Below are 20,156 nucleotides of genomic sequence, written 5' to 3'. Positions count from 1 at the left end.
CTTTTCTTAAAAGGGTAAATAAATGAAAATAGTCAACGCTTATGAAATTAAAAACATTATTAAATCTGACCGCACTTGCTTTGTTTGCTATAATTACTAGCTTTTCAGCCCATGCGGACACTCACAAAATGTATGGTATCCAAGGGGATAAACTTTCGATTATAACTAAAGTACCTTCTCCTAGTACTTATTCTGTGAAAGGGCAAACTTATACGACAAAAACTGAAGATGATGCTAAATCCTATACGAAAGAAGGGATGGCAAGTTACTATCATCTCAAATTTAATGGGCGTAGAACTGCAAGTGGTGATGTTTATAATTCAACGCAATTTACTGCAGCACATAAAACATTGCCAATAAATTCTTATGCTTTGGTGACTAATTTACATAACAATCGTAAAGTTATCGTACGTATTAATGATCGTGGGCCTTTTAGTGATAAACGTTTAATTGACCTTTCCCATGCTGCAGCGAAAGAAATAGGATTAATTTCTCGCGGTATGGGGAATGTTAGAATTGAGGCGTTGCATGTTGCTAAAAATGGGCGTTTATCGGGCGCAGCGACAAGAACGCTGGCTAAGCATGCAAAAACTCAAGAAGCAGCTGATCGTTTAGTAAAATCTAATGAATCTTCTAATAAGTCCTTTAAGATGGTAAATGAAAAAAAAGGAAATGAAGTTTATCGTTTGAAAATGCTTGAGGTTACTTCTCGTAGTCAAGCTGATAAGTTAATTACGCAACTCGCATTAGATAATATTCAAGCTGAAGTAAATCGCTCAGGCAATAAATACGAAATTCACATTGGGCCTTTTGATAACGAAACACAAATGTCACAAGTGAGAACCAAATTACAAAAAATGGCAGTAAACAAGCCACTAATTGTTTACACATATAAAAATTAATTGTAGGAACACACTATGTTGAAAAGAACAACAAAAATCGCATTTTTATCAAGTTTTGTGGCACTTAGTGCTTTTTCGGTATCTGCAGAGGATATGCAGTTTGGCGTAACTCCACCACAAATTACTGCTCAAACTTATGTATTGATGGATTACAATTCAGGCGCAATTTTGGCCGCACTTAATCCTGACGAGCGTCAATATCCTGCATCTTTAACTAAAATGATGACAAGTTATGTGGTAGGGAGCGCTTTAAAACAGGGTAAAATTCATAACACCGATATGGTAACCATTGGTGAGAGTGCGTGGGGGCGTAATTTCCCTGATTCATCAAAAATGTTTTTAGATTTAAATACACAAGTATCTGTAGCAGACTTGAATCGTGGTGTGATTGTTGTATCTGGTAATGATGCAACAGTGGCATTGGCTGAACATATCTCCGGCAATGTACCGAACTTTGTAGAAACAATGAACAAATATGTTCAACAATTTGGTTTGAAAAATACAAATTTCACCACGCCGCATGGTTTAGATGATCCTAATCAATATTCTTCTGCTCGTGATATGGCGCTTATTGGTGCACATATTATTCGTGATTTACCTGAAGAATATAAAATTTACTCCGAAAAAGATTTTACATTTAACAAAATCAAACAACCTAACCGTAATGGACTATTATGGGATAAAACCATTAATGTGGATGGAATGAAAACAGGCCATACTAGCCAAGCAGGATATAACCTGGTTGCTTCAGCGACTACACCAAACAATATGCGTTTAATTTCTGTAGTAATGGGCGTTCCAACTTACAAAGGTCGTGAAGTAGAAAGTAAAAAACTTTTACAATGGGGTTTTGCTAATTTCGAAACATTTAAAACTTTAGAGGCTGGCAAAGAAATTTCAGAGCAACCTGTTTATTACGGTAATAAAGGTAGTGTGAAATTAGGTACGTTACAAGATAGCTTTATCACAGTTCCGAAAGGCAAACAAAATGAGCTGAAAGCTCGCTATGAGTTAGAAAGTAAAAACTTACAAGCACCTTTAGCAAAAGGCCAAGTCGTAGGTAAAGTTATTTATCAATTAGAAGGTAAAGATATTGCAGCGGTAAACTTACAAGTGATGGATGAAGTGGGCGAAGCGGGTATTTTTGGAAAAGCTTGGGATTGGCTCGTGCTCACTGTAAAAGGCTTATTTGCATAAAATATGCCAGAAACTTACCGCACTTTTTTCATTTTTAACTGAGGCATTCGTAGTGTGTGGGTGGTGTACCATCCACACATCATTTTTATTATTGGGAAATAATATGACAACAGAAAACGATTACACAAAACTTAAAGAATTAATGGAATTTCCAGCAAAAATGACATTTAAAGTTGCTGGAATTAATCGCGAGGGATTAGCGCAAGATCTAATTCAAGTCGTTCAAAAATATATTAAAGGTGATTATATTCCTAAGGAAAAACGGAGTAGTAAAGGTACCTACAATTCGGTTTCAATCGACATTATTGCTGAAAACTTTGAGCAGGTAGAAACACTTTATAAAGAACTTGCTAAAGTTGAAGGCGTAAAAATGGTTATCTAGTATGAATAATTCCCTTATCGTTCGTCAGTTAGGATTGCAAGATTATCAAGAAATTTGGCATAAAATGCAGAATTTTACAGATAGTCGCACTGCGGAAACGCAAGACGAAATTTGGTTGGTGCAACATCTTCCTGTATTTACCCAAGGGCAAGCAGGTAAACCAGAGCATCTTTTGCAACGAAGTGAAATACCTGTGGTGCAGTCGGATCGTGGTGGGCAAATAACCTATCATGCACCCGGTCAGCAAGTGATGTATGTGCTCATTGATATTAAGCGTCATGAAAATTTAAATGTGCGTCAATTAGTTACCGCACTTGAACAAACAGTGGTAAAAACCTTAGCTGAATATGGTATTGGAAGTTATCCAAAACCTGATGCACCGGGAGTGTATGTGGATGGAAAAAAGATTTGTTCTCTTGGGCTGCGTATTCGTCGTGGTTGCTCTTTTCATGGGTTAGCATTGAATATCAATATGGATCTGAATCCATTTCATTATATTAATCCATGCGGCTATGCTGGTCTTGAAATGTGTCAATTAGCGGATTTTGTTGATCAAGATGAAGCTAATTGCGATAAGGTTTCACCAAAATTAATTAAACACTTTGCCGAGCTTTTAGGCTATAATGTAACAAATTTGTAATATTTAATGATCAAAAATGCCCTGGTTGGGCATTTTTATTTAGGAACGCTTATGTCAACGCCTTTCAAAATGGAACGCGGTGTAAAATATCGCGATGCGGCAAAAACGTCGATTATTCCAGTAAAAAATATTGATCCAAACCAAGAGCTATTGAAAAAGCCTGAATGGATGAAAATTAAACTTCCGGCAAATTCACTTAAAATTGAAAGCATCAAAAATGGAATGCGTCGTCATGGTTTGCATTCCGTGTGTGAAGAAGCATCTTGTCCAAATTTACACGAATGTTTTAATCATGGAACAGCAACTTTTATGATTTTAGGCGCAATTTGCACGCGCCGTTGCCCGTTCTGTGATGTTGCGCATGGAAAACCATTACCGCCAGATCCTGAAGAGCCACAAAAATTGGCTGAAACTATCCAAGATATGAAACTTAAATATGTGGTGATTACATCGGTGGATCGCGATGATTTGCCTGATCGTGGTGCAGGTCATTTTGCTGAATGTGTAAAAGCTGTGCGTGAGCTTAATCCTAACATTAAGATTGAAATTTTAGTGCCTGATTTCCGTGGTCGCATTACACAGGCATTGGAAAAATTAAAAGATAATCCGCCAGATGTTTTCAACCATAATTTAGAAAACGTGCCGCGCCTATATAAAGAGATTCGTCCTGGAGCAGATTACGAATGGTCACTGAAATTATTGCGTGAATTTAAAGAAATGTTCCCTAATATCCCAACTAAATCAGGTTTAATGGTGGGATTAGGAGAAACTAACGAGGAAATTTTACAAGTCATGCAAGATTTACGTGATAATGGTGTGACAATGCTCACATTGGGCCAATATCTTCAACCTAGCCGCCATCATTTGCCAGTTGCGCGTTATGTTCCGCCAGCTGAATTTGATGAATTCCGAGAAAAAGCCAATGAAATGGGCTTTGAACATGCGGCTTGTGGGCCATTTGTTCGTTCTTCTTATCACGCTGATTTACAAGCCAGTGGCGGATTAGTGAAATAATTTAAAACTGCGTTGAATTAAGCCGCACTTTTTGCTTGTCACGAAAGTGCGGTTTATTTTTGATGTTTTTTTTCACCGAATATTTACTAGCCAGAATTATTGCAAGCCTGTAAAATAGCCGACCGCTTTATTCGACTAATTATTTATAACACCTGACGATATTGTAGAAAATGACTCAAAAATTACATATTAAAACTTGGGGCTGCCAGATGAATGAATATGATTCATCTAAAATGGCAGATCTTTTATTAAGTACTCATGGACTAGAACTTACCGAAATTCCTGAAGAAGCAGACGTATTATTATTGAATACCTGTTCTATTCGTGAAAAAGCACAAGAAAAAGTGTTCCACCAACTTGGGCGCTGGAAAGAATTAAAGAAAAATAATCCAAATTTAGTGATTGGTGTAGGTGGCTGTGTGGCTTCTCAAGAAGGGGAACATATTCGTCATCGTGCGCCTTATGTAGATATTATTTTTGGTCCGCAAACTTTGCACCGCCTGCCTGAAATGATTAACCAAATTCGTGGTGGTAAGAGCTCTGTTGTAGATGTAAGTTTCCCTGAAATTGAGAAATTTGACCGCTTACCTGAACCTCGTGCAGAAGGTCCAACAGCATTTGTTTCGATTATGGAAGGCTGTAATAAATACTGTACTTTCTGTGTTGTACCTTATACACGCGGTGAAGAAGTCAGTCGCCCTGTGGATGATGTCTTATTTGAAATTGCGCAGCTTGCGGATCAAGGTGTGCGTGAGGTCAATCTACTTGGTCAAAATGTAAATGCTTATCGTGGGCCGACACATGATGGTCAAATTTGTAGCTTTGCTGAATTGCTTCGTCTTGTCGCATCAATTGATGGTATTGACCGTTTACGTTTTACAACCAGTCATCCAATAGAATTTACGGATGATATTATTGACGTATATCGTGATACGCCTGAATTGGTGAGTTTCTTGCATCTTCCAGTCCAAGCGGGTTCTGACCGTGTATTAACGATGATGAAACGTGGTCATACAGCATTAGAATATAAATCTATTATTCGTAAGCTTCGTGCTGTGCGTCCTGATATTCAAATCAGCTCAGATTTTATTGTTGGTTTCCCGGGGGAAACTGCGGAAGATTTTGAGCAAACTATGAATTTGATTGCACAAGTGAACTTTGATATGAGCTTCAGTTTTGTGTATTCTGCTCGACCAGGTACGCCAGCTGCAGATATGCCAGATGATGTCACGGAAGACGAAAAGAAACAACGTCTTTATGTGTTACAAGAGCGTATTAATCAACAAGCCGCACAGTTTAGCCGTCGCATGCTTGGCACAGAACAACGCGTGTTAGTTGAAGGGCCATCGAAGAAAGACATTATGGAATTAACGGGACGTACTGAAACGAATCGTATTGTCAACTTCCAAGGTTCTCCGGAAATGATTGGTAAATTTGTGGATGTGAAAATCACTGATGTTTATACCAATTCTCTACGTGGTGAAGTGGTGCGTACTGAAGATGAAATGGGATTACGTATTGCGCAATCTCCACAAGACGTGATGAATCGCACACGTAAAGAAGATGAATTAGGTGTAGGGCGTTATCACGGCTAATTGAAATCTTGAAATATTTAACCGCACTTTGAGAAATTAAAGTGCGGTTATTTTTTTAGGGTATATGGTTTAGATTTGCCAATCTATCGGTTTTATTCCGTGGCTTTCCAAATATGAATTTGTTTTGGAAAAATGATGACAGCTAAAGAAACCTCGATGTGCTGAAAGTGGGGAAGGATGTGGCGCCGTTAAAACAAGGTGACGAGTGCGGTCAATAATTTGCCCTTTTTTTTGTGCGTGACTGCCCCAAAGTAAAAACACGAGTTTTTCACGATGTTCATTAAGCGCCGTAATAACACGATCAGTAAACGTTTCCCAGCCGAAATTAGCATGTGAATGTGCCATACCACGTTCTACGGTAAGCACTGTGTTGAGCAGCAATACCCCTTGTTCTGCCCATTTGACTAAATAACCATGTGATGGCATTTGGAATCCCGAAATATCTTGTGTGAGTTCTTTATACATATTTAATAGGGAAGGGGGAATGGCGACTTCAGGTTTTACTGAAAAAGCCAATCCATGGGCTTGGTTTGGACCATGATATGGATCCTGACCTAAAATCACCACTTTTACATCTTCAAAAGCCGTATATTTGAATGCATTAAATACATCTTCTTGTGGGGGATAAATTGTTTTCCCGCTTGCTCTTGCAAGATGAACCTGTTGTAGTGCGTGTTGAAAGTAAGGTTGTTCTTTTTCTTTTCCGATAACATCTGTCCAGGTTTTCATCATTTTGATCCTACTAATAAGTCTGCTCTTATTATAAACAAAAAGATTAAGGCAATAAAAAGTTTAAAGGTTAAATTAATGTTAAATTATTTTGGGCGAATCGTGATTTAAATAAGTAAAGTTTAATTTAGATCAAATTTGTAAAATTGTCTTAAAAAGATAACCTGTTCTTTATCAAAAAAATCCAAAATAATTTGAAATCTTCAAATTATTTGATAAAATTTGTACAGTTTTTATGATTATTCCAATGCCAATTAGGAGGCTATTATGATTAAAGGTATTCAAATTACTCAAGCGGCAAATGACAATTTGCTTAATTCATTCTGGTTATTAGACAGCGAAAAAAATGAAGCGCGTTGCTTATGTGCAAAAGGCGAATTTGCTGAAGACCAAGTTGTTGCTGTTAGCGAATTAGGTCAAATCGAATACCGTGAATTACCGGTAAACGTAGCACCAACTGTTAAAGTTGAAGGTGGTCAACACTTAAACGTAAACGTATTACGTCGTGAAACTTTAGAAGATGCGGTAAATAACCCAGATAAATATCCACAATTAACTATCCGTGTTTCTGGTTACGCAGTACGTTTCAACTCTTTAACTCCAGAACAACAACGCGACGTTATCACTCGTACTTTCACTGAAAGTCTATAATTTCAGTTTGAATAAAAAAAGAAACCCCGAAGTCATTCGGGGTTTTGTTTTATCTAAAAGGTTAAAAAATTTGACCGCACTTTTCCCTTTCATCCCTAGCGATTTCCGCGCTTTTCAGGTACAATCCGCCAGTTAAATTTAATGATTTTTGAGAAAAACTATCTTTTATGAAGAATATTCGCAACTTTTCTATTATTGCCCATATTGACCACGGTAAATCGACGCTTTCTGACCGTTTGATTCAAACTTGTGGTGGCCTTTCGGATCGTGAAATGGAAGCGCAAGTGCTAGATTCAATGGATCTTGAGCGTGAGCGTGGAATTACCATCAAAGCACAAAGTGTTACTTTAAATTATAAAGCTAAAGATGGCGAAACTTATCAATTAAACTTTATCGATACGCCAGGACATGTGGATTTTTCCTATGAGGTCTCTCGCTCTCTTGCTGCTTGTGAAGGGGCGTTGTTGGTAGTCGATGCAGGCCAAGGGGTAGAAGCCCAAACTTTGGCAAACTGTTATACCGCAATCGAAATGGATTTAGAAGTAGTACCGATTTTAAATAAAATCGACTTGCCTGCCGCAGATCCTGAGCGTGTGGCAGAAGAAATTGAAGATATTGTTGGAATTGATGCGATGGAAGCGGTTCGATGCTCAGCTAAAACGGGGGTAGGTATCGAAGATGTATTAGAAGAAATCGTTGCGAAAATTCCTGCACCAGAAGGTGATCCTAATGCGCCATTACAAGCATTGATTATTGATTCTTGGTTCGATAATTATTTGGGCGTGGTATCTTTAGTGCGTATTAAAAACGGGGTATTACGTAAAGGCGATAAAATTAAAGTGATGTCTACCGGACAAACTTACAATGTTGATCGTTTAGGGATTTTCACGCCAAAACAAGAAGATACTACCGTTTTAGAATGTGGCGAAGTTGGTTGGGTTGTTTGTGCCATTAAAGATATTTTAGGTGCACCAGTTGGGGATACTTTAACGCTTCAACATAATCCAGCAACTGAGGTTTTACCAGGCTTTAAAAAAGTAAAACCGCAAGTGTATGCAGGTCTTTTCCCTGTTAGCTCAGATGATTATGAAGCATTTCGTGATGCGCTGAGTAAGTTGAGCTTAAATGATGCTTCACTTTTCTATGAGCCGGAAACTTCAACCGCACTTGGCTTTGGTTTCCGCTGTGGTTTCCTCGGCCTTTTACACATGGAAATCATTCAAGAACGTCTAGAGCGTGAGTATGATTTAGATCTTATTACTACTGCGCCAACAGTAATTTACGAAGTGCAATTAACGAATGGTGACGTTGTTTACGTTGATAGTCCATCGAAATTGCCTCCGCTTAATAATATTGCTGAAATCCGTGAACCGATTGCTGAATGCAATATGTTAGTGCCGCAAGAATATTTAGGTAACGTCATTACACTTTGTGTGGAAAAACGTGGCGTGCAAACCAATATGGTATATCACGGTAATCAGATTGCGCTGACTTACGAGATTCCAATGGGCGAAGTTGTTCTAGACTTCTTTGACCGTTTAAAATCAACATCGCGTGGTTATGCTTCGTTAGATTACGGTTTCAAACGTTTCCAAGCTGCAGATATGGTTCGCGTGGATATTATGATTAACAGCGAACGAGTAGATGCTTTGGCTTTAATCGTTCATAAAGATAATTCACAATATCGTGGTCGTGAATTGGTTGAAAAAATGCGTGAGTTAATTCCTCGTCAGCAATTTGATATCGCTATCCAAGCCGCGATTGGAAACCACATTATTGCCCGTTCTACGGTGAAACAATTACGTAAAAACGTATTAGCAAAATGTTATGGTGGCGACGTGAGCCGTAAGAAAAAACTCTTACAGAAACAGAAAGAAGGTAAAAAACGTATGAAGTCTTTAGGTAACGTAGAAGTACCGCAAGAAGCGTTTTTAGCAATTTTACATGTAGGAAAAGATAAATAAGGGAAATTATGTCAAATTTATTTTTTGTGATTTTACTTGCGGTTGGTTTTGGTGTTTGGAAAGTTTTAGATTATTTTCAATTACCAAATACATTCAGTATTGTATTGCTAATTTTGACCGCACTTTCAGGCGTATTATGGTGCTACCATTATTTTGTGGTAACGCCAAAACGTAATCGTAAAATTGCACGTGCTGAACAGCGTTCAGGCCAAGTATTAACTGATGAAGAAAAAGCAAAAATTGAACCGATTTCTGAAGTCTCTGAGTTTTTATCATCTCTTTTTCCTGTTCTTTCTGTCGTATTCTTAGTACGCTCTTTTTTATTTGAACCATTTCAAATTCCATCAGGTTCAATGGAATCAACCTTACGAGTTGGTGACTTTTTGGTCGTGAACAAATATGCTTATGGCGTGAAAGATCCGATTTTCCAAAACACCATTATTGCTGGTGAAAAACCACAACGAGGTGATGTAATTGTATTTAAAGCACCACAACAAGCTTTAATTCGTACTGGTCTTGGGGCAACTCGAGCAGCCTTTGCAGAAAATTTAGCGTTAAGCTCAAAAGATAATATGTCTGGTGTCGATTATATTAAGCGTATTGTTGGAAAGGGCGGAGATCGAGTGATTTTTGATGCGGAACAAAAAACGCTAAAAGTGGTATATGGCAAAGAAGGTAAACCTTGTGAAGTTGATTGCGAAACTAAGGCGTTTGAATATACACAAAATCCAACAAATCCTGCTTTTCCGAATGAATTAGAATTGACTGAAAAAGGCGATGTAACACATAACGTGTTAATTAGTGAATATCGTCGTTATTCAGGTCCTGAGTTTTTCCCACAAGAAGGTATGCAAACTGCAGAATGGCTCGTGCCAGAAGGACAGTATTTTGTGATGGGAGATCACCGCGATCATAGCGATGATAGCCGTTTCTGGGGCTTTGTGCCTGAAAAAAATATTGTGGGTAAAGCCACTTATATTTGGATGAGCTTAGAAAAAGAAGCGAATGAGTGGCCAACAGGTTTCCGTTTTGATCGTTTCTTTACAGCAATAAAATAAGATGAATCATTTAGATCGACTTGAGCGTAAAATCGGTTATCGTTTTAATGATATTGCGCTCTTAAAGCAGGCACTTACGCATCGAAGTGCTGCGACTCAACATAATGAACGCCTAGAATTTCTAGGCGATTCTATTCTTAATTTCACTATCGCTGAGGCGCTTTATCATCAGTTTCCACGTTGTAATGAAGGTGACCTGAGCCGTATGCGTGCTACTTTGGTGAGAGAACCCACTTTAGCGATTTTAGCGCGTCAATTCGAATTGGGCGATTATATGTCTCTCGGTTCTGGTGAGCTAAAAAGCGGTGGTTTTCGCCGTGAATCTATTCTTGCCGATTGTGTGGAAGCGATTATAGGTGCAATGTCTTTGGATCAAGGATTGGCTGTGACGACCCAAGTGATTCGAAATTGGTATCAACAATTATTGGCTGAAATCAAACCGGGTGATAACCAAAAAGATGCGAAAACTCGTTTGCAAGAATATTTACAAGGTAAACATCTGCCATTGCCAACTTATGAAGTAGTCAATATTCAAGGGGAAGCCCATTGCCAAATTTTCACGGTTGAATGCAAAGTGAAAAGTGCGGATAAAATTGACCGCACTTTTGTGGCAAAAGGATCTAGCCGTCGTAAAGCTGAACAAGCGGCAGCAGAACAAATTTTAAAAGAACTGGACATCAAATGACCGAACAATTCGACAAAACCTATTGCGGCTTTATTGCTATCGTAGGTCGCCCAAATGTGGGTAAATCAACGCTCTTAAATAAAATTTTAGGACAAAAAATTTCAATTACATCGCGTAAAGCACAAACCACGCGTCACCGTATTGTTGGGATTAAAACTGAAGGGGCGTATCAAGAAATCTATGTGGATACTCCAGGACTTCATATTGAAGAGAAACGTGCGATTAACCGTTTAATGAACCGCGCAGCAAGTAGTGCTATCGGCGATGTTGATTTAATTATTTTTGTAGTAGATGGTACACACTGGAATGCAGATGATGAGATGGTGCTAAACAAGTTACGCAATGCAAAAGCACCAGTTGTGTTAGCTATTAACAAAGTAGATAACATCAAAAATAAAGATGATTTGTTGCCGTTTATTACAGAACTTAGCAATAAATTTAATTTTGCTCATATTGTGCCAATTTCTGCACAGCGTGGTAATAATGTTCATGAATTAGAGAAAATTGTACGCCAATCTTTACGCGAGGGTGTGCATCATTTTCCAGAAGATTATGTCACAGACCGTTCGCAACGTTTTATGGCATCGGAAATAATCCGTGAAAAATTAATGCGTTTTACCGGTGAAGAATTGCCTTATTCTGTTACTGTTGAAATCGAACAGTTCAAAGTGAATGAACGTGGCACTTATGAAATAAATGGCTTAATTCTCGTTGAACGTGAAGGTCAGAAAAAAATGGTAATTGGTGCGGGCGGTCAAAAAATTAAAACTATTGGTATGGAAGCGCGTGCTGATATGGAACGTTTATTTGATAACAAAGTCCATCTTGAACTTTGGGTGAAAGTGAAGTCAGGTTGGGCAGATGATGAACGTGCGCTGCGTAGTTTAGGATATATGGATGAATAAAGTGCGGTGAAATCCATAAGTAATAAATAGAAAAATCCCCATTATTGCGATGGGGATTTTTTTGTTTCTAATTTTTCACTGAATACACTTTAAATTTTCCTGTTTGAGCAAGCACTTCGTAATTACCGAAATGCTGTCTGAGTAATTCAGGATAAGGCAGAAATGAATTGGCGACAATACGTAATTCTCCACCTTGATTGAGGTGCCATTTTGCTTGAGTGATGAGTTCTGTCACTGCTCGATAGGCACTATCAATACCATCATGGAATGGTGGATTCGAAATAATTAAATCAAATTTTCCTTCTATATCAGAAAAGACATCACTGGCGTAAACTTCGCCTTGTAATTGATTTTCAGAAAGTGTTTTACGCGCTGATTCTAACGCCATCGCATGAATATCAGTCATGGTAATTTGTGTGTTAGGAGAGCGTTTTTTGATCATAGATCCAATTACTCCCGCCCCACAGCCAAGATCGAGCACTTTTCCTTTTATTTTATTATCAATGGTTGAAAGTAACAGTTCTGTGCCCGTATCTAATTCCGCTGCACTAAATACACCAGGTAAACTATATATAGTTAAGTCTTGTATCGTAGGATGTTGGTAGGTTTTCCAGAAATTTTTAAGTTCAAAGTGCGGTTTGTTTTGTAGTGAAAAATGATATAACCCACAACGACGAGCAGAGTCAATTTTTGCTATTTCACCATAGGGTTCTAATGTTTTTTCTACTGAACGCACGCCACAACGGTTTTCTCCAATAATTAATATTTCTTGGCCAATAGGCGCCTGAGCGAATAGTTGAAGCAGTTGGAAATTGACTTCTTGTTTGTTTTTAGTCCAATAATAAACGATTAAATCTGCTTGATCTTGAAATTCAACGGAAAAATTGACCGTACTTTGTGTTCTTGCATAGTCAAAATAGCAACTCCAAATTTGGATTGATTGGCATTTAGAGGCTAATGTTTGAGGAAAATTATCAGAAATACCGCCAGCAAATAATACTGATTTTCCATCAAAAAATGAAAGATGTCGTTCTAAAACTTGGCTCTCTAGAGAAATCACGCTTTGAATCCTGTTGGTTATTAGTTAAAATTACGCACTATTTTAGCAAAATTATTAATAAAAATTGATTAAAACTATTTTAGGAAAATCCTTTATGAAAAAAATTCTCTCTGTAGCCTTAATGGCAACATTACTATCTGGATGTCAAGTTCTCGACCTTGTTCAAGGTACGCCTCAAAAGGTATCTAAAGTATCAAAGCCGGTATTAACGCCTGCTCAAACTGAAGTATTACAAAAATTAGATGCACAGTTTCAGCGTATTTCAGCTAAAGGTATCGAAATTGAATTCAATGGTGAGAAATATGTGAAACAAACACAAGCGGTAAAAGGTGATGATCCTCGTTTTGTGAGTTTGGCATTAAGTAAAAATAGTGAGGCACGTAAAGCTGTGCTAAGTGATACATTCTATTTAACTGATGTTTCTCATGAGAAAGCTATTACGGAACGTTATTTTGTAAAAAATAAAGAGACCTGCCAGTTACAGGCTGTGAAATCAGATATTCATGATTATTATGCTTGTGCCAGTGATAAATTTAAACGTTACGTTGCTTTAGTGCATAAAGATAAAAACATTATTGCTTATCGTAGTTATACCTCATATCAAGTGGAACCCACACAGGCTGAAGAACGTGCGATTATTAAGGCATTAGTCGATTATCCATTTGATAGTATTGCTCGTTAATATGAATAGACGCGATCTTCTTTTACAAGAAATGGGTATTTCTCAGTGGACGTTATATCGCCCAGAGGTGCTACAAGGTTCGGTAGGAATTAGTGTTGCTGAGAATATCCGCTTTATCACAGTTTCTGATGAAAATATAAGTGGCTCGTCTTTGTTGACTGATGTGTTACTTAGCCTTGATCTTAAAAAAGAAGATTGCTTATGTTTGAATTACGATCAAATCCAGCATATCGAATGTAAGCAGCCTATTTGTTACTGGTTACTATCAGAAAATAATGACAAAATTGACCGCACTTTATCATTTTGTATGCAGGCTGAGCGTGTTTATCGCTCTCCAAGTTGGCAACAATTTCAATCTAATCACTACGCCAAACGAGAGTTGTGGCAACAAATTCAGCAGTCTTAATTATGTCTATTATTTCTCAAATTGAAGCCAGTGATTTCGACCGATTGTATGAAATCGAGCAGCAAGCACATCTTGTGCCTTGGTCATTTGGTACGTTAAAAAATAATCAAGGTGAGCGTTATCTCAATTTAAAATTAATAGAGAATAATCAGATTATTGGTTTCGCTATTTGCCAAACAGTATTGGATGAAGCGACTTTGTTTAATATTGCTATTTTACCGTCTCATCAAGGTAATGGATTGGGGAAATTATTGTTGAATGAGTTAATCGCTAGGTTGAAAGAAAAAGGCGTGCAGACCTTATGGCTAGAAGTCAGAGAGTCTAACCCAGCTCGTTTCTTGTATGAAAAAATTGGTTTTAATGAAGTCGATATTCGAAAAAATTATTATCCGAAACCTAGTGGCGGACGAGAAAATGCCGTAGTAATGGCCTGTTATTTATAGATACAAATAATATAGCCTAGGATGTTTATCCTAGGCTATATTTTTTATGCTTCTTCCGCAGGAAAAACAAATGGATTTAATCCGCTGCGTGCGAAACCTTTTTCTTCCATTTCAATATCTAAGAAAATAGAAGCCAAATCGTCTGCTACTGGTTCTACATGAGGATCTTTTTCTTGGAACATAATTTTCAAGTAACTTTCACAGCTACCACAGGTTTCAGCACGAACAAGTGCAAGTTCTTCATCTAACGACCACATTTCGAGTTTGTCATGACTATTACAGTTTGTGCATTGTGCACGTACTAAATTCCATTCACTTTCACATAAATTACAATGTAAGTAGCGTAAACCTTGTGATGTACCAATTTGTACAATACTTGCAACAGGCAATGAGCCACAAACAGGGCAGTGATGTAAATTTTCGGCATTTTCAACTCGGCTATTATGAGGAATTTGTTGAGTTGCTTGTAACCAATAAAGGGAAAGTGCGGCCCAAATAAAGACGGCTTTATCACTGCTGACTAAATTAAATTCTTGTGCTAAGAGTTTATTTGCCATTTCTTCTAATTCGGCAGAGGATGCTTTTTCAAGAAATTCAATTGTCGCGGCGACTTGCTCATTAGCCTTTAGTTTAATCTCATCAAGAATTTCAGTTAAGTATTCACGCCAGATGCTGTTTCTTTTAAAGGTTTTTGCATTTAGTGGCTCGATATCATTTAGCTGTTCAAACTGTTGTAGAGGTAAAGGATTTTTTTCTAACGTGGAAAGTTGGCTTTCAACTATGTCTGCAGCAAATAATAAATAATCTGATAGTGGGTGATTTTGTGCTAAGTCTCTTAAACGTTTTGCTCTGCGTTGATAAAGATTTTTAGGATTGGCAAATAATACAGCAGGTGTTTGGAAAGAATTCGCTGCTTGTTTGATTTCTGATTCTGATAAGATTTTGATACTCATGTTCTTTTCTCACTTTCATAATAAAAAGTGCGGTCAATTTTAACCGCACTTCTTTCTTTTTCAAGATTTCAGCTTATTTGCCAAATCCTTTAAATAATACTTTGGTTTTGCCTTTTTTACCTGATTGCTCGTTGAGTAAATCTTTTTCAAGCTCAGGTAAAATTTCTTCGCGATACCATTTCGGGTGGTGCTTCTTCGCCCAACGAACAGTTACCCAACCTTCAATGATTCCTCGAATTGAACCTTTAATCCAGAATGCCATATACATATGCACTAAGATACCAGTGAATAACATAAATGCACTCAAAGAATGGAGCAGAATCGAGAAACGCAATACTGGGATTGAGAAGTAGTGCGAAAAATATTGACGCCACATAATGATACCAGTCACTAATAACGTTACCATCGCCAAATTTAATGTCCAGAAGAGCATTTTTTGACCAAGGTTATATTTGCCATTATCAGCAACCGCGTGTTCATTCCCTTTAAGGACTTCAACGACACCTTTTGCCCAGCGAATATCGTTTTTCTCTGGAATATTGTGATCCCAGTACAATAATGCCAAGTAGATGAAGGCGAAGAACATTAAAATCCCAGTGAATGGGTGAATTGCACGCGCAATTTGTGGTGTACCTAAAATTTCTGTTAACCATGCGAAATCAGGGAAGAAAAATGCAACACCAGTGAACATTGTCATAAAGAAACAAATTACCAACATCCAGTGACTGATACGCGCTGGTGTTCTATGGCGGACGATTCGAGTATCGTTGTTGATCTCAATTTTACTCATTGTTTTCCCCCTTAGATGGTTTTTCTTCTTCAAATTCGTGGTGATGATCTTCCACATCATCTTCAATATTCGGACCTACAGTTAAGTAGTGAGCGATTTCAGCTAATGCCAAGCCACCCATTGCAACTGCCGCTACTGGTTTCAATACATCTTTCCATAAGGTCACACTTAAATCAATTTGTGGATCTTTTGGAAGACCACTGTAAAGCTCTGGTTTATCAGCGTGATGTAACACATACATTACGTGTGTTCCGCCTACGCCTGGAGGATCGTAAAGTCCTGCATTTTCATAACCACGAGATTTTAAATCAGCTATGCGTTTTTCTGCGTAGAGCTTCATTTCTTCTTTAGAACCAAAACGAATAGCACCAGTAGGACAAGTTTTCACACATGCAGGCTCTTGACCTACAGAAACACGGTCCACACAAAGAGTACATTTGTACACACGGTTGTCATCTGGGTTCATACGTGGAATGTTGAATGGACAACCTGCAATACAGTAACCACAACCGATACATTTATCAGATTGGAAATCCACGATACCGTTCGCATATTGGATGATTGCACCAGGTGCAGGACAAGCTTTTAAACAGCCTGGTTCTGAACAGTGCATACAACCATCTTTACGGATTAACCATTCTAAACGATCATTTTCTTCTACTTCGTTAAAGCGCATTACCGTCCATGCTTTTGCATTGAGATCTACTGGGTTATCGTAGATCCCCACAGATTTTGCATTGACGTCAGAGCGGATATCATTCCACTCTGAACAGCCCACCTGACAGGCTTTACAACCGATACAGGTGGATACGTCGATTAATTTTGCTACTTCAACTTTATGATCACGCGCTTGAGGTGCCGGCGTTAAGCCTGACGTAGCGGAGACCTTAATAATGTCTTGCGATTGAACGCCTTGACCATTTCCTGCCATATTATGCCTCCGCTTTCTCAATGTTTACCAAGAATGTTTTATATTCTGGTGTTTGAGTGACTGCTTCACCCCAAGATGGTGATAAGGTGTTGGTGGAGAAACCACGGTTACCTTTACCATTTAAGGCTTTCATATTCCAGTGAATTGGAAGACCTATATGGTGTACGGTACGTCCGTCGACTTCTAAGTCTTTCAAACGTTTTGTTACTACTGCAACGGCTTTAATGTAGCCACGGCGAGAAGTAATTTTCACCATATCACCTTTTTGGATACCTTTTTCTGCTGCTAATTTCTCACCAATTTCCACGAATTGTTGTGGTTGAGCGATGATATTTAGCGCAGATTGAGCAGTCCAACTGTGGAAGTGCTCGGTCAAACGATAAGTCGTTGCCACATACGGGAAGTCTTTATTTGAGCCGATAAATTCGCGGTCTTCTTTATAGATACGAACTGTCGGATCAGAGACTACACTTGGATGCAGTGGGTTAGTATCAATTGGGCTTTCAATTGGTTCATAGTGCTCAGGCACTGGACCACTTGCAATTTTATCTACTGCAAATAAACGGCCTACACCTTCTGCAGACATAATGAATGGACCTGCATCAGAACCTGGTGGTTGTGTGCCATAGTCAGCTATATCTAACCAGTTCCAGTTTTTACCATTCCATTTGATTAATTGACGGTGTTTATCCCAAGGATTACCGTTAATATCAAGTGAAGCACGGCTGTAAAGGATACGACGGTTTGCCGGCCATGCGAAGCCCCAACCTAATGTACAACCTAAACCTGATGGGTCTGAGTTGTCACGGTTTGCAGTTTGGTTACCTTTTTCAGTCCATTGACCCACATAGAGCCAGTTACCTGATGAAGTTGTACCATCATCACGTAAGTGAGCGAATCCGTTAAGTAATTGACCTTTTTTATACATGACGTTGCCATCTGCATCGAGAAGATCAGCAAGTGCGTAACCATTCAATTCTTTTGCTAATTCTACAGAACTTGGTGAATGCGGTTGAGCATAATTCCAAGTCATCGCTTCGAAAGATTCGATACCACGACCACCTTCTTTTTGATAAAGGTGATGCATTTCTTCACGAATCATAGAAAGAATTTCAACATCTGGTAACGCTTCACCTGGTTGGTCACAGCCTTTCCAGTGCCATTGAGCCCAACGACCAGAGTTAACAATAGAACCATCTTCTTCGGCAAAACAGGTGGTTGGTAAACGGAATACTTCAGTTTGAATATCTGCTGGATTCACATTGTTTGATTCACCAAAGTTTTTCCAGAATTCAGATGATTCAGTTTGAAGTGGGTCCATCACGATTAAGAATTTCAATTTGCTCATACCCGCAACAGTTTTGTTTTTGTTCGGTAATGAGTTTAATACGTTGAAACCTTGTAAAATCCAACCGTTCAATTTGCCATCATTCATTAACTTAACATGAGTGATAGGATCGTATAAACGATCTGCTTTTGGTAAGAAATCGAAGCCCCAACCATTTTCTTTGGTTGCTTTATCACCATAGAACGTTTTCATCATACTCACGAAGAATTTCGACGTATTACGATAGTAGTTTACTTGGTTTGGTACGATATCTTTTGGCGTAATCGCATTAATGTATTGTTCGTAAGAGCTATCTTTGTCATTTGGTAGACGCATATAACCCGGTAAAGACATCGGCAATAAGCCCATATCTGTTGTACCTTGAACGTTTGAGTGTCCACGCAATGCATTAATACCGCCACCTGGCATCCCCATATTACCTAAGAGTAATTGGATTATCGCCATTGAGCGAATGTTTTGTGTACCGATTGTGTGCTCAGTAAAGCCTAACGCATATAAGTGCGTCATGGTTTTATTTGGTGCAGAGGTCTTACCAATTTCTTCACAGATTTGTAAGAAGAGTTTTTGTTTAACACCGGTGATACGTTCAACCATTTCTGGCGTATAGCGAGAAACGTGATCTTTCAAGATATTAATCACACAACGTGGATTTTGTAAGGTCATATCACGTTTAGCAAAACCATTCTCATCAAATTGATAATTCCATTTTGATTTATCGTAAGCACGTTTTTCTTCATCAAAACCTACGAATAAACCATCTTCAAATTTGAAGCCTTCATCAACTAAGAATGAAGCATTGGTATAGTGTTTAACGTATTCGTGTTGAATTTGATTCGTTTCCAATAAGTAACGGATCACACCCATTAAGAATGCGATATCAGAACCGGAACGAATTGGCGCATGAAGGTCAGCTACAGAAGCTGTACGGTTAAAGCGAGGGTCAACCACGATGATTTTCGCACCGTTTTTCTTCGCTTCGATCGCCCAACGGAAGCCAACAGGGTGAGCTTCAGCAGGGTTACCGCCTTGAACAATAATAAGATTGGCGTTTTTGATGTCAACCCAGTTGTTTGTCATGGCACCGCGACCAAATGATGGAGCAAGACTTGCTACCGTTGGTCCGTGTCAAGTATTCGCTTGGTTACACATCGGCACCATGCCCAACATCCGCACCCATTTATGAGTAAGAAGTGCGGCCTCGTTGCTCATGGCGGAGGCGGTCATAATACCAGTAGAAGTCCAACGGTTAACGGTTTTGCCACTTGCATCTTTTTCAACAAAGTTAGCATCACGGTCATCTTTAAGTAAACGAGAAACGCGTTTGATTGCTTCTTCCCAAGAAAGACGAACCCATTTGTCAGAACCCGGTGCTCGATATTCAGGGTATAATGCACGGCTTTCACTATTAACATAGTCCAACGCGCCAGCACCTTTAGGACATAATGCCCCACGGCTTACTGGATGGTCTGGGTCACCTTCAAGGTGGAATAATTTAGAACGGGTATTGGTGCCTGTATGGCTGCTTAAAGCATTGTAAGGTTTGCCTGTGCTATATAACAACATACCACAGCTCACTGCACAATATGTACAGGTGTTACGGGATTCAAACGCCCGTAATAATTTGTATTCACGTGGAGCTGCTAAGACCGATGATGGTGCAAAGCCCAACATTGCCGCAGACGTCCCCGCCATACCACCTGCACAGACCTTAAAGAATTTTCTTCTTGAGATCTGCATAATCACTCCTTTCAACAACAAGTTGTTGAGATGTTTAGATAGTAATAAATTCGTCTAGTATAACTAGATAATTTGGTTGATTTC

Annotated in this window: 20 protein-coding genes; 14 read left to right on the top strand and 6 right to left on the bottom strand. The window is 38.6% G+C overall.

Annotated features, from left to right (window positions below):
* The first annotated feature begins 41 nt into the window (after window positions 1-41).
* The 6 genes from DV428_RS07960 (at window position 42) to miaB (ending at window position 5,730) form a co-directional block, all read left to right on the top strand.
* Window positions 42-902 carry a septal ring lytic transglycosylase RlpA family protein gene (locus DV428_RS07960; RefSeq protein WP_114909328.1) on the top strand — a complete coding sequence of 287 codons (861 nt, stop codon included), beginning with the start codon at window positions 42-44 and terminating at the stop codon, window positions 900-902.
* 15 nt (window positions 903-917) lie between these two features.
* Entirely contained in the window at window positions 918-2,099 is a 1,182-nt protein-coding gene (locus DV428_RS07955; protein ID WP_046950214.1) for a D-alanyl-D-alanine carboxypeptidase family protein, read from the top strand.
* A 103-nt stretch (window positions 2,100-2,202) separates the two neighbouring features.
* Entirely contained in the window at window positions 2,203-2,481 is a 279-nt protein-coding gene (gene ybeD / locus DV428_RS07950; RefSeq protein WP_114909327.1) for a DUF493 family protein YbeD, read from the top strand.
* A 1-nt stretch (window position 2,482) separates the two neighbouring features.
* Window positions 2,483-3,121, top strand: coding sequence for a lipoyl(octanoyl) transferase LipB (lipB, locus tag DV428_RS07945; protein ID WP_114909326.1), 639 nt, complete (start codon window positions 2,483-2,485; stop codon window positions 3,119-3,121).
* 51 nt (window positions 3,122-3,172) lie between these two features.
* On the top strand, window positions 3,173-4,135 hold the full coding sequence (gene lipA, locus DV428_RS07940) for a lipoyl synthase (protein WP_005628755.1): 963 nt from the start codon (window positions 3,173-3,175) through the stop codon (window positions 4,133-4,135).
* 170 nt (window positions 4,136-4,305) lie between these two features.
* A complete protein-coding gene (gene miaB / locus DV428_RS07935; protein WP_114909325.1) occupies window positions 4,306-5,730 on the top strand; it encodes a tRNA (N6-isopentenyl adenosine(37)-C2)-methylthiotransferase MiaB in 1,425 nt (474 codons plus the stop codon).
* A gap of 69 nt (window positions 5,731-5,799) precedes the next feature.
* Here the strand turns inward: miaB and ung are convergent, their stop codons facing one another.
* Window positions 5,800-6,459, bottom strand: coding sequence for a uracil-DNA glycosylase (gene ung, locus DV428_RS07930; RefSeq protein ID WP_114909324.1), 660 nt, complete (start codon window positions 6,457-6,459; stop codon window positions 5,800-5,802).
* Between the two features lie 267 nt (window positions 6,460-6,726).
* Between ung and grcA the strand changes: the two genes are divergently transcribed.
* The 5 genes from grcA to era all read left to right on the top strand — a co-directional run bounded on the left by grcA (window position 6,727) and on the right by era (window position 11,722).
* Window positions 6,727-7,110 (top strand): autonomous glycyl radical cofactor GrcA, encoded by a 384-nt coding sequence (grcA, locus tag DV428_RS07925; RefSeq protein ID WP_005628746.1) that lies wholly within the window; start codon window positions 6,727-6,729, stop codon window positions 7,108-7,110.
* Window positions 7,111-7,277: 167 nt separating this feature from the next.
* Window positions 7,278-9,074: a translation elongation factor 4 gene (gene lepA / locus DV428_RS07920; RefSeq protein WP_114909323.1), complete on the top strand. Its 1,797-nt coding sequence runs from the start codon at window positions 7,278-7,280 to the stop codon at window positions 9,072-9,074.
* Window positions 9,075-9,082: 8 nt separating this feature from the next.
* Window positions 9,083-10,132: a signal peptidase I gene (gene lepB / locus DV428_RS07915; RefSeq protein ID WP_114909322.1), complete on the top strand. Its 1,050-nt coding sequence runs from the start codon at window positions 9,083-9,085 to the stop codon at window positions 10,130-10,132.
* Window position 10,133: 1 nt separating this feature from the next.
* Entirely contained in the window at window positions 10,134-10,817 is a 684-nt protein-coding gene (rnc, locus tag DV428_RS07910; protein WP_114909321.1) for a ribonuclease III, read from the top strand.
* Window positions 10,814-11,722 carry a GTPase Era gene (gene era / locus DV428_RS07905; protein WP_114909320.1) on the top strand — a complete coding sequence of 303 codons (909 nt, stop codon included), beginning with the start codon at window positions 10,814-10,816 and terminating at the stop codon, window positions 11,720-11,722. The genes rnc and era overlap by 4 nt, the downstream gene beginning before the upstream one ends.
* A gap of 67 nt (window positions 11,723-11,789) precedes the next feature.
* Here the strand turns inward: era and rsmC are convergent, their stop codons facing one another.
* Complete coding sequence (gene rsmC, locus DV428_RS07900) at window positions 11,790-12,782, bottom strand: 16S rRNA (guanine(1207)-N(2))-methyltransferase RsmC (protein WP_114909319.1); 993 nt, start codon at window positions 12,780-12,782, stop codon at window positions 11,790-11,792.
* A 94-nt stretch (window positions 12,783-12,876) separates the two neighbouring features.
* Here rsmC and DV428_RS07895 point away from each other — a divergent pair, with 94 nt between their 5' ends.
* The 3 genes from DV428_RS07895 to rimI are packed head-to-tail and all read left to right on the top strand — an operon-like array spanning window position 12,877 to window position 14,313.
* Window positions 12,877-13,464 carry a YdgH/BhsA/McbA family protein gene (locus tag DV428_RS07895; RefSeq protein WP_114909318.1) on the top strand — a complete coding sequence of 196 codons (588 nt, stop codon included), beginning with the start codon at window positions 12,877-12,879 and terminating at the stop codon, window positions 13,462-13,464.
* 1 nt (window position 13,465) lies between these two features.
* Window positions 13,466-13,870: a DNA polymerase III subunit psi gene (holD, locus tag DV428_RS07890; RefSeq protein WP_114909317.1), complete on the top strand. Its 405-nt coding sequence runs from the start codon at window positions 13,466-13,468 to the stop codon at window positions 13,868-13,870.
* Window positions 13,871-13,872: 2 nt separating this feature from the next.
* Window positions 13,873-14,313, top strand: a complete 441-nt coding sequence (rimI, locus tag DV428_RS07885) for a ribosomal protein S18-alanine N-acetyltransferase (protein ID WP_114909316.1) — start codon at window positions 13,873-13,875, stop codon at window positions 14,311-14,313.
* Between the two features lie 44 nt (window positions 14,314-14,357).
* Here rimI and fdhE read toward each other — a convergent pair whose 3' ends face one another.
* From fdhE to fdnG, 4 genes are all read right to left on the bottom strand, one after another.
* Window positions 14,358-15,266, bottom strand: coding sequence for a formate dehydrogenase accessory protein FdhE (gene fdhE / locus DV428_RS07880; protein ID WP_114909315.1), 909 nt, complete (start codon window positions 15,264-15,266; stop codon window positions 14,358-14,360).
* A 73-nt stretch (window positions 15,267-15,339) separates the two neighbouring features.
* Window positions 15,340-16,056, bottom strand: coding sequence for a formate dehydrogenase subunit gamma (locus DV428_RS07875; RefSeq protein ID WP_005628717.1), 717 nt, complete (start codon window positions 16,054-16,056; stop codon window positions 15,340-15,342).
* Complete coding sequence (fdxH, locus tag DV428_RS07870; protein ID WP_114909314.1) at window positions 16,049-16,987, bottom strand: formate dehydrogenase subunit beta; 939 nt, start codon at window positions 16,985-16,987, stop codon at window positions 16,049-16,051. Before fdxH ends, DV428_RS07875 begins: the two co-directional genes overlap by 8 nt.
* 1 nt (window position 16,988) lies before the next feature.
* Window positions 16,989-20,072 (bottom strand): formate dehydrogenase-N subunit alpha, encoded by a 3,084-nt coding sequence (fdnG, locus tag DV428_RS07865; protein WP_153066474.1) that lies wholly within the window; start codon window positions 20,070-20,072, stop codon window positions 16,989-16,991.
* Window positions 20,073-20,156 lie beyond the last annotated feature (84 nt).

Source organism: Haemophilus haemolyticus (assembly GCF_003352385.1).
Taxonomy (GTDB): domain Bacteria; phylum Pseudomonadota; class Gammaproteobacteria; order Enterobacterales; family Pasteurellaceae; genus Haemophilus; species Haemophilus haemolyticus_I.
This window is presented reverse-complemented; position numbering and strand designations above follow the sequence as displayed.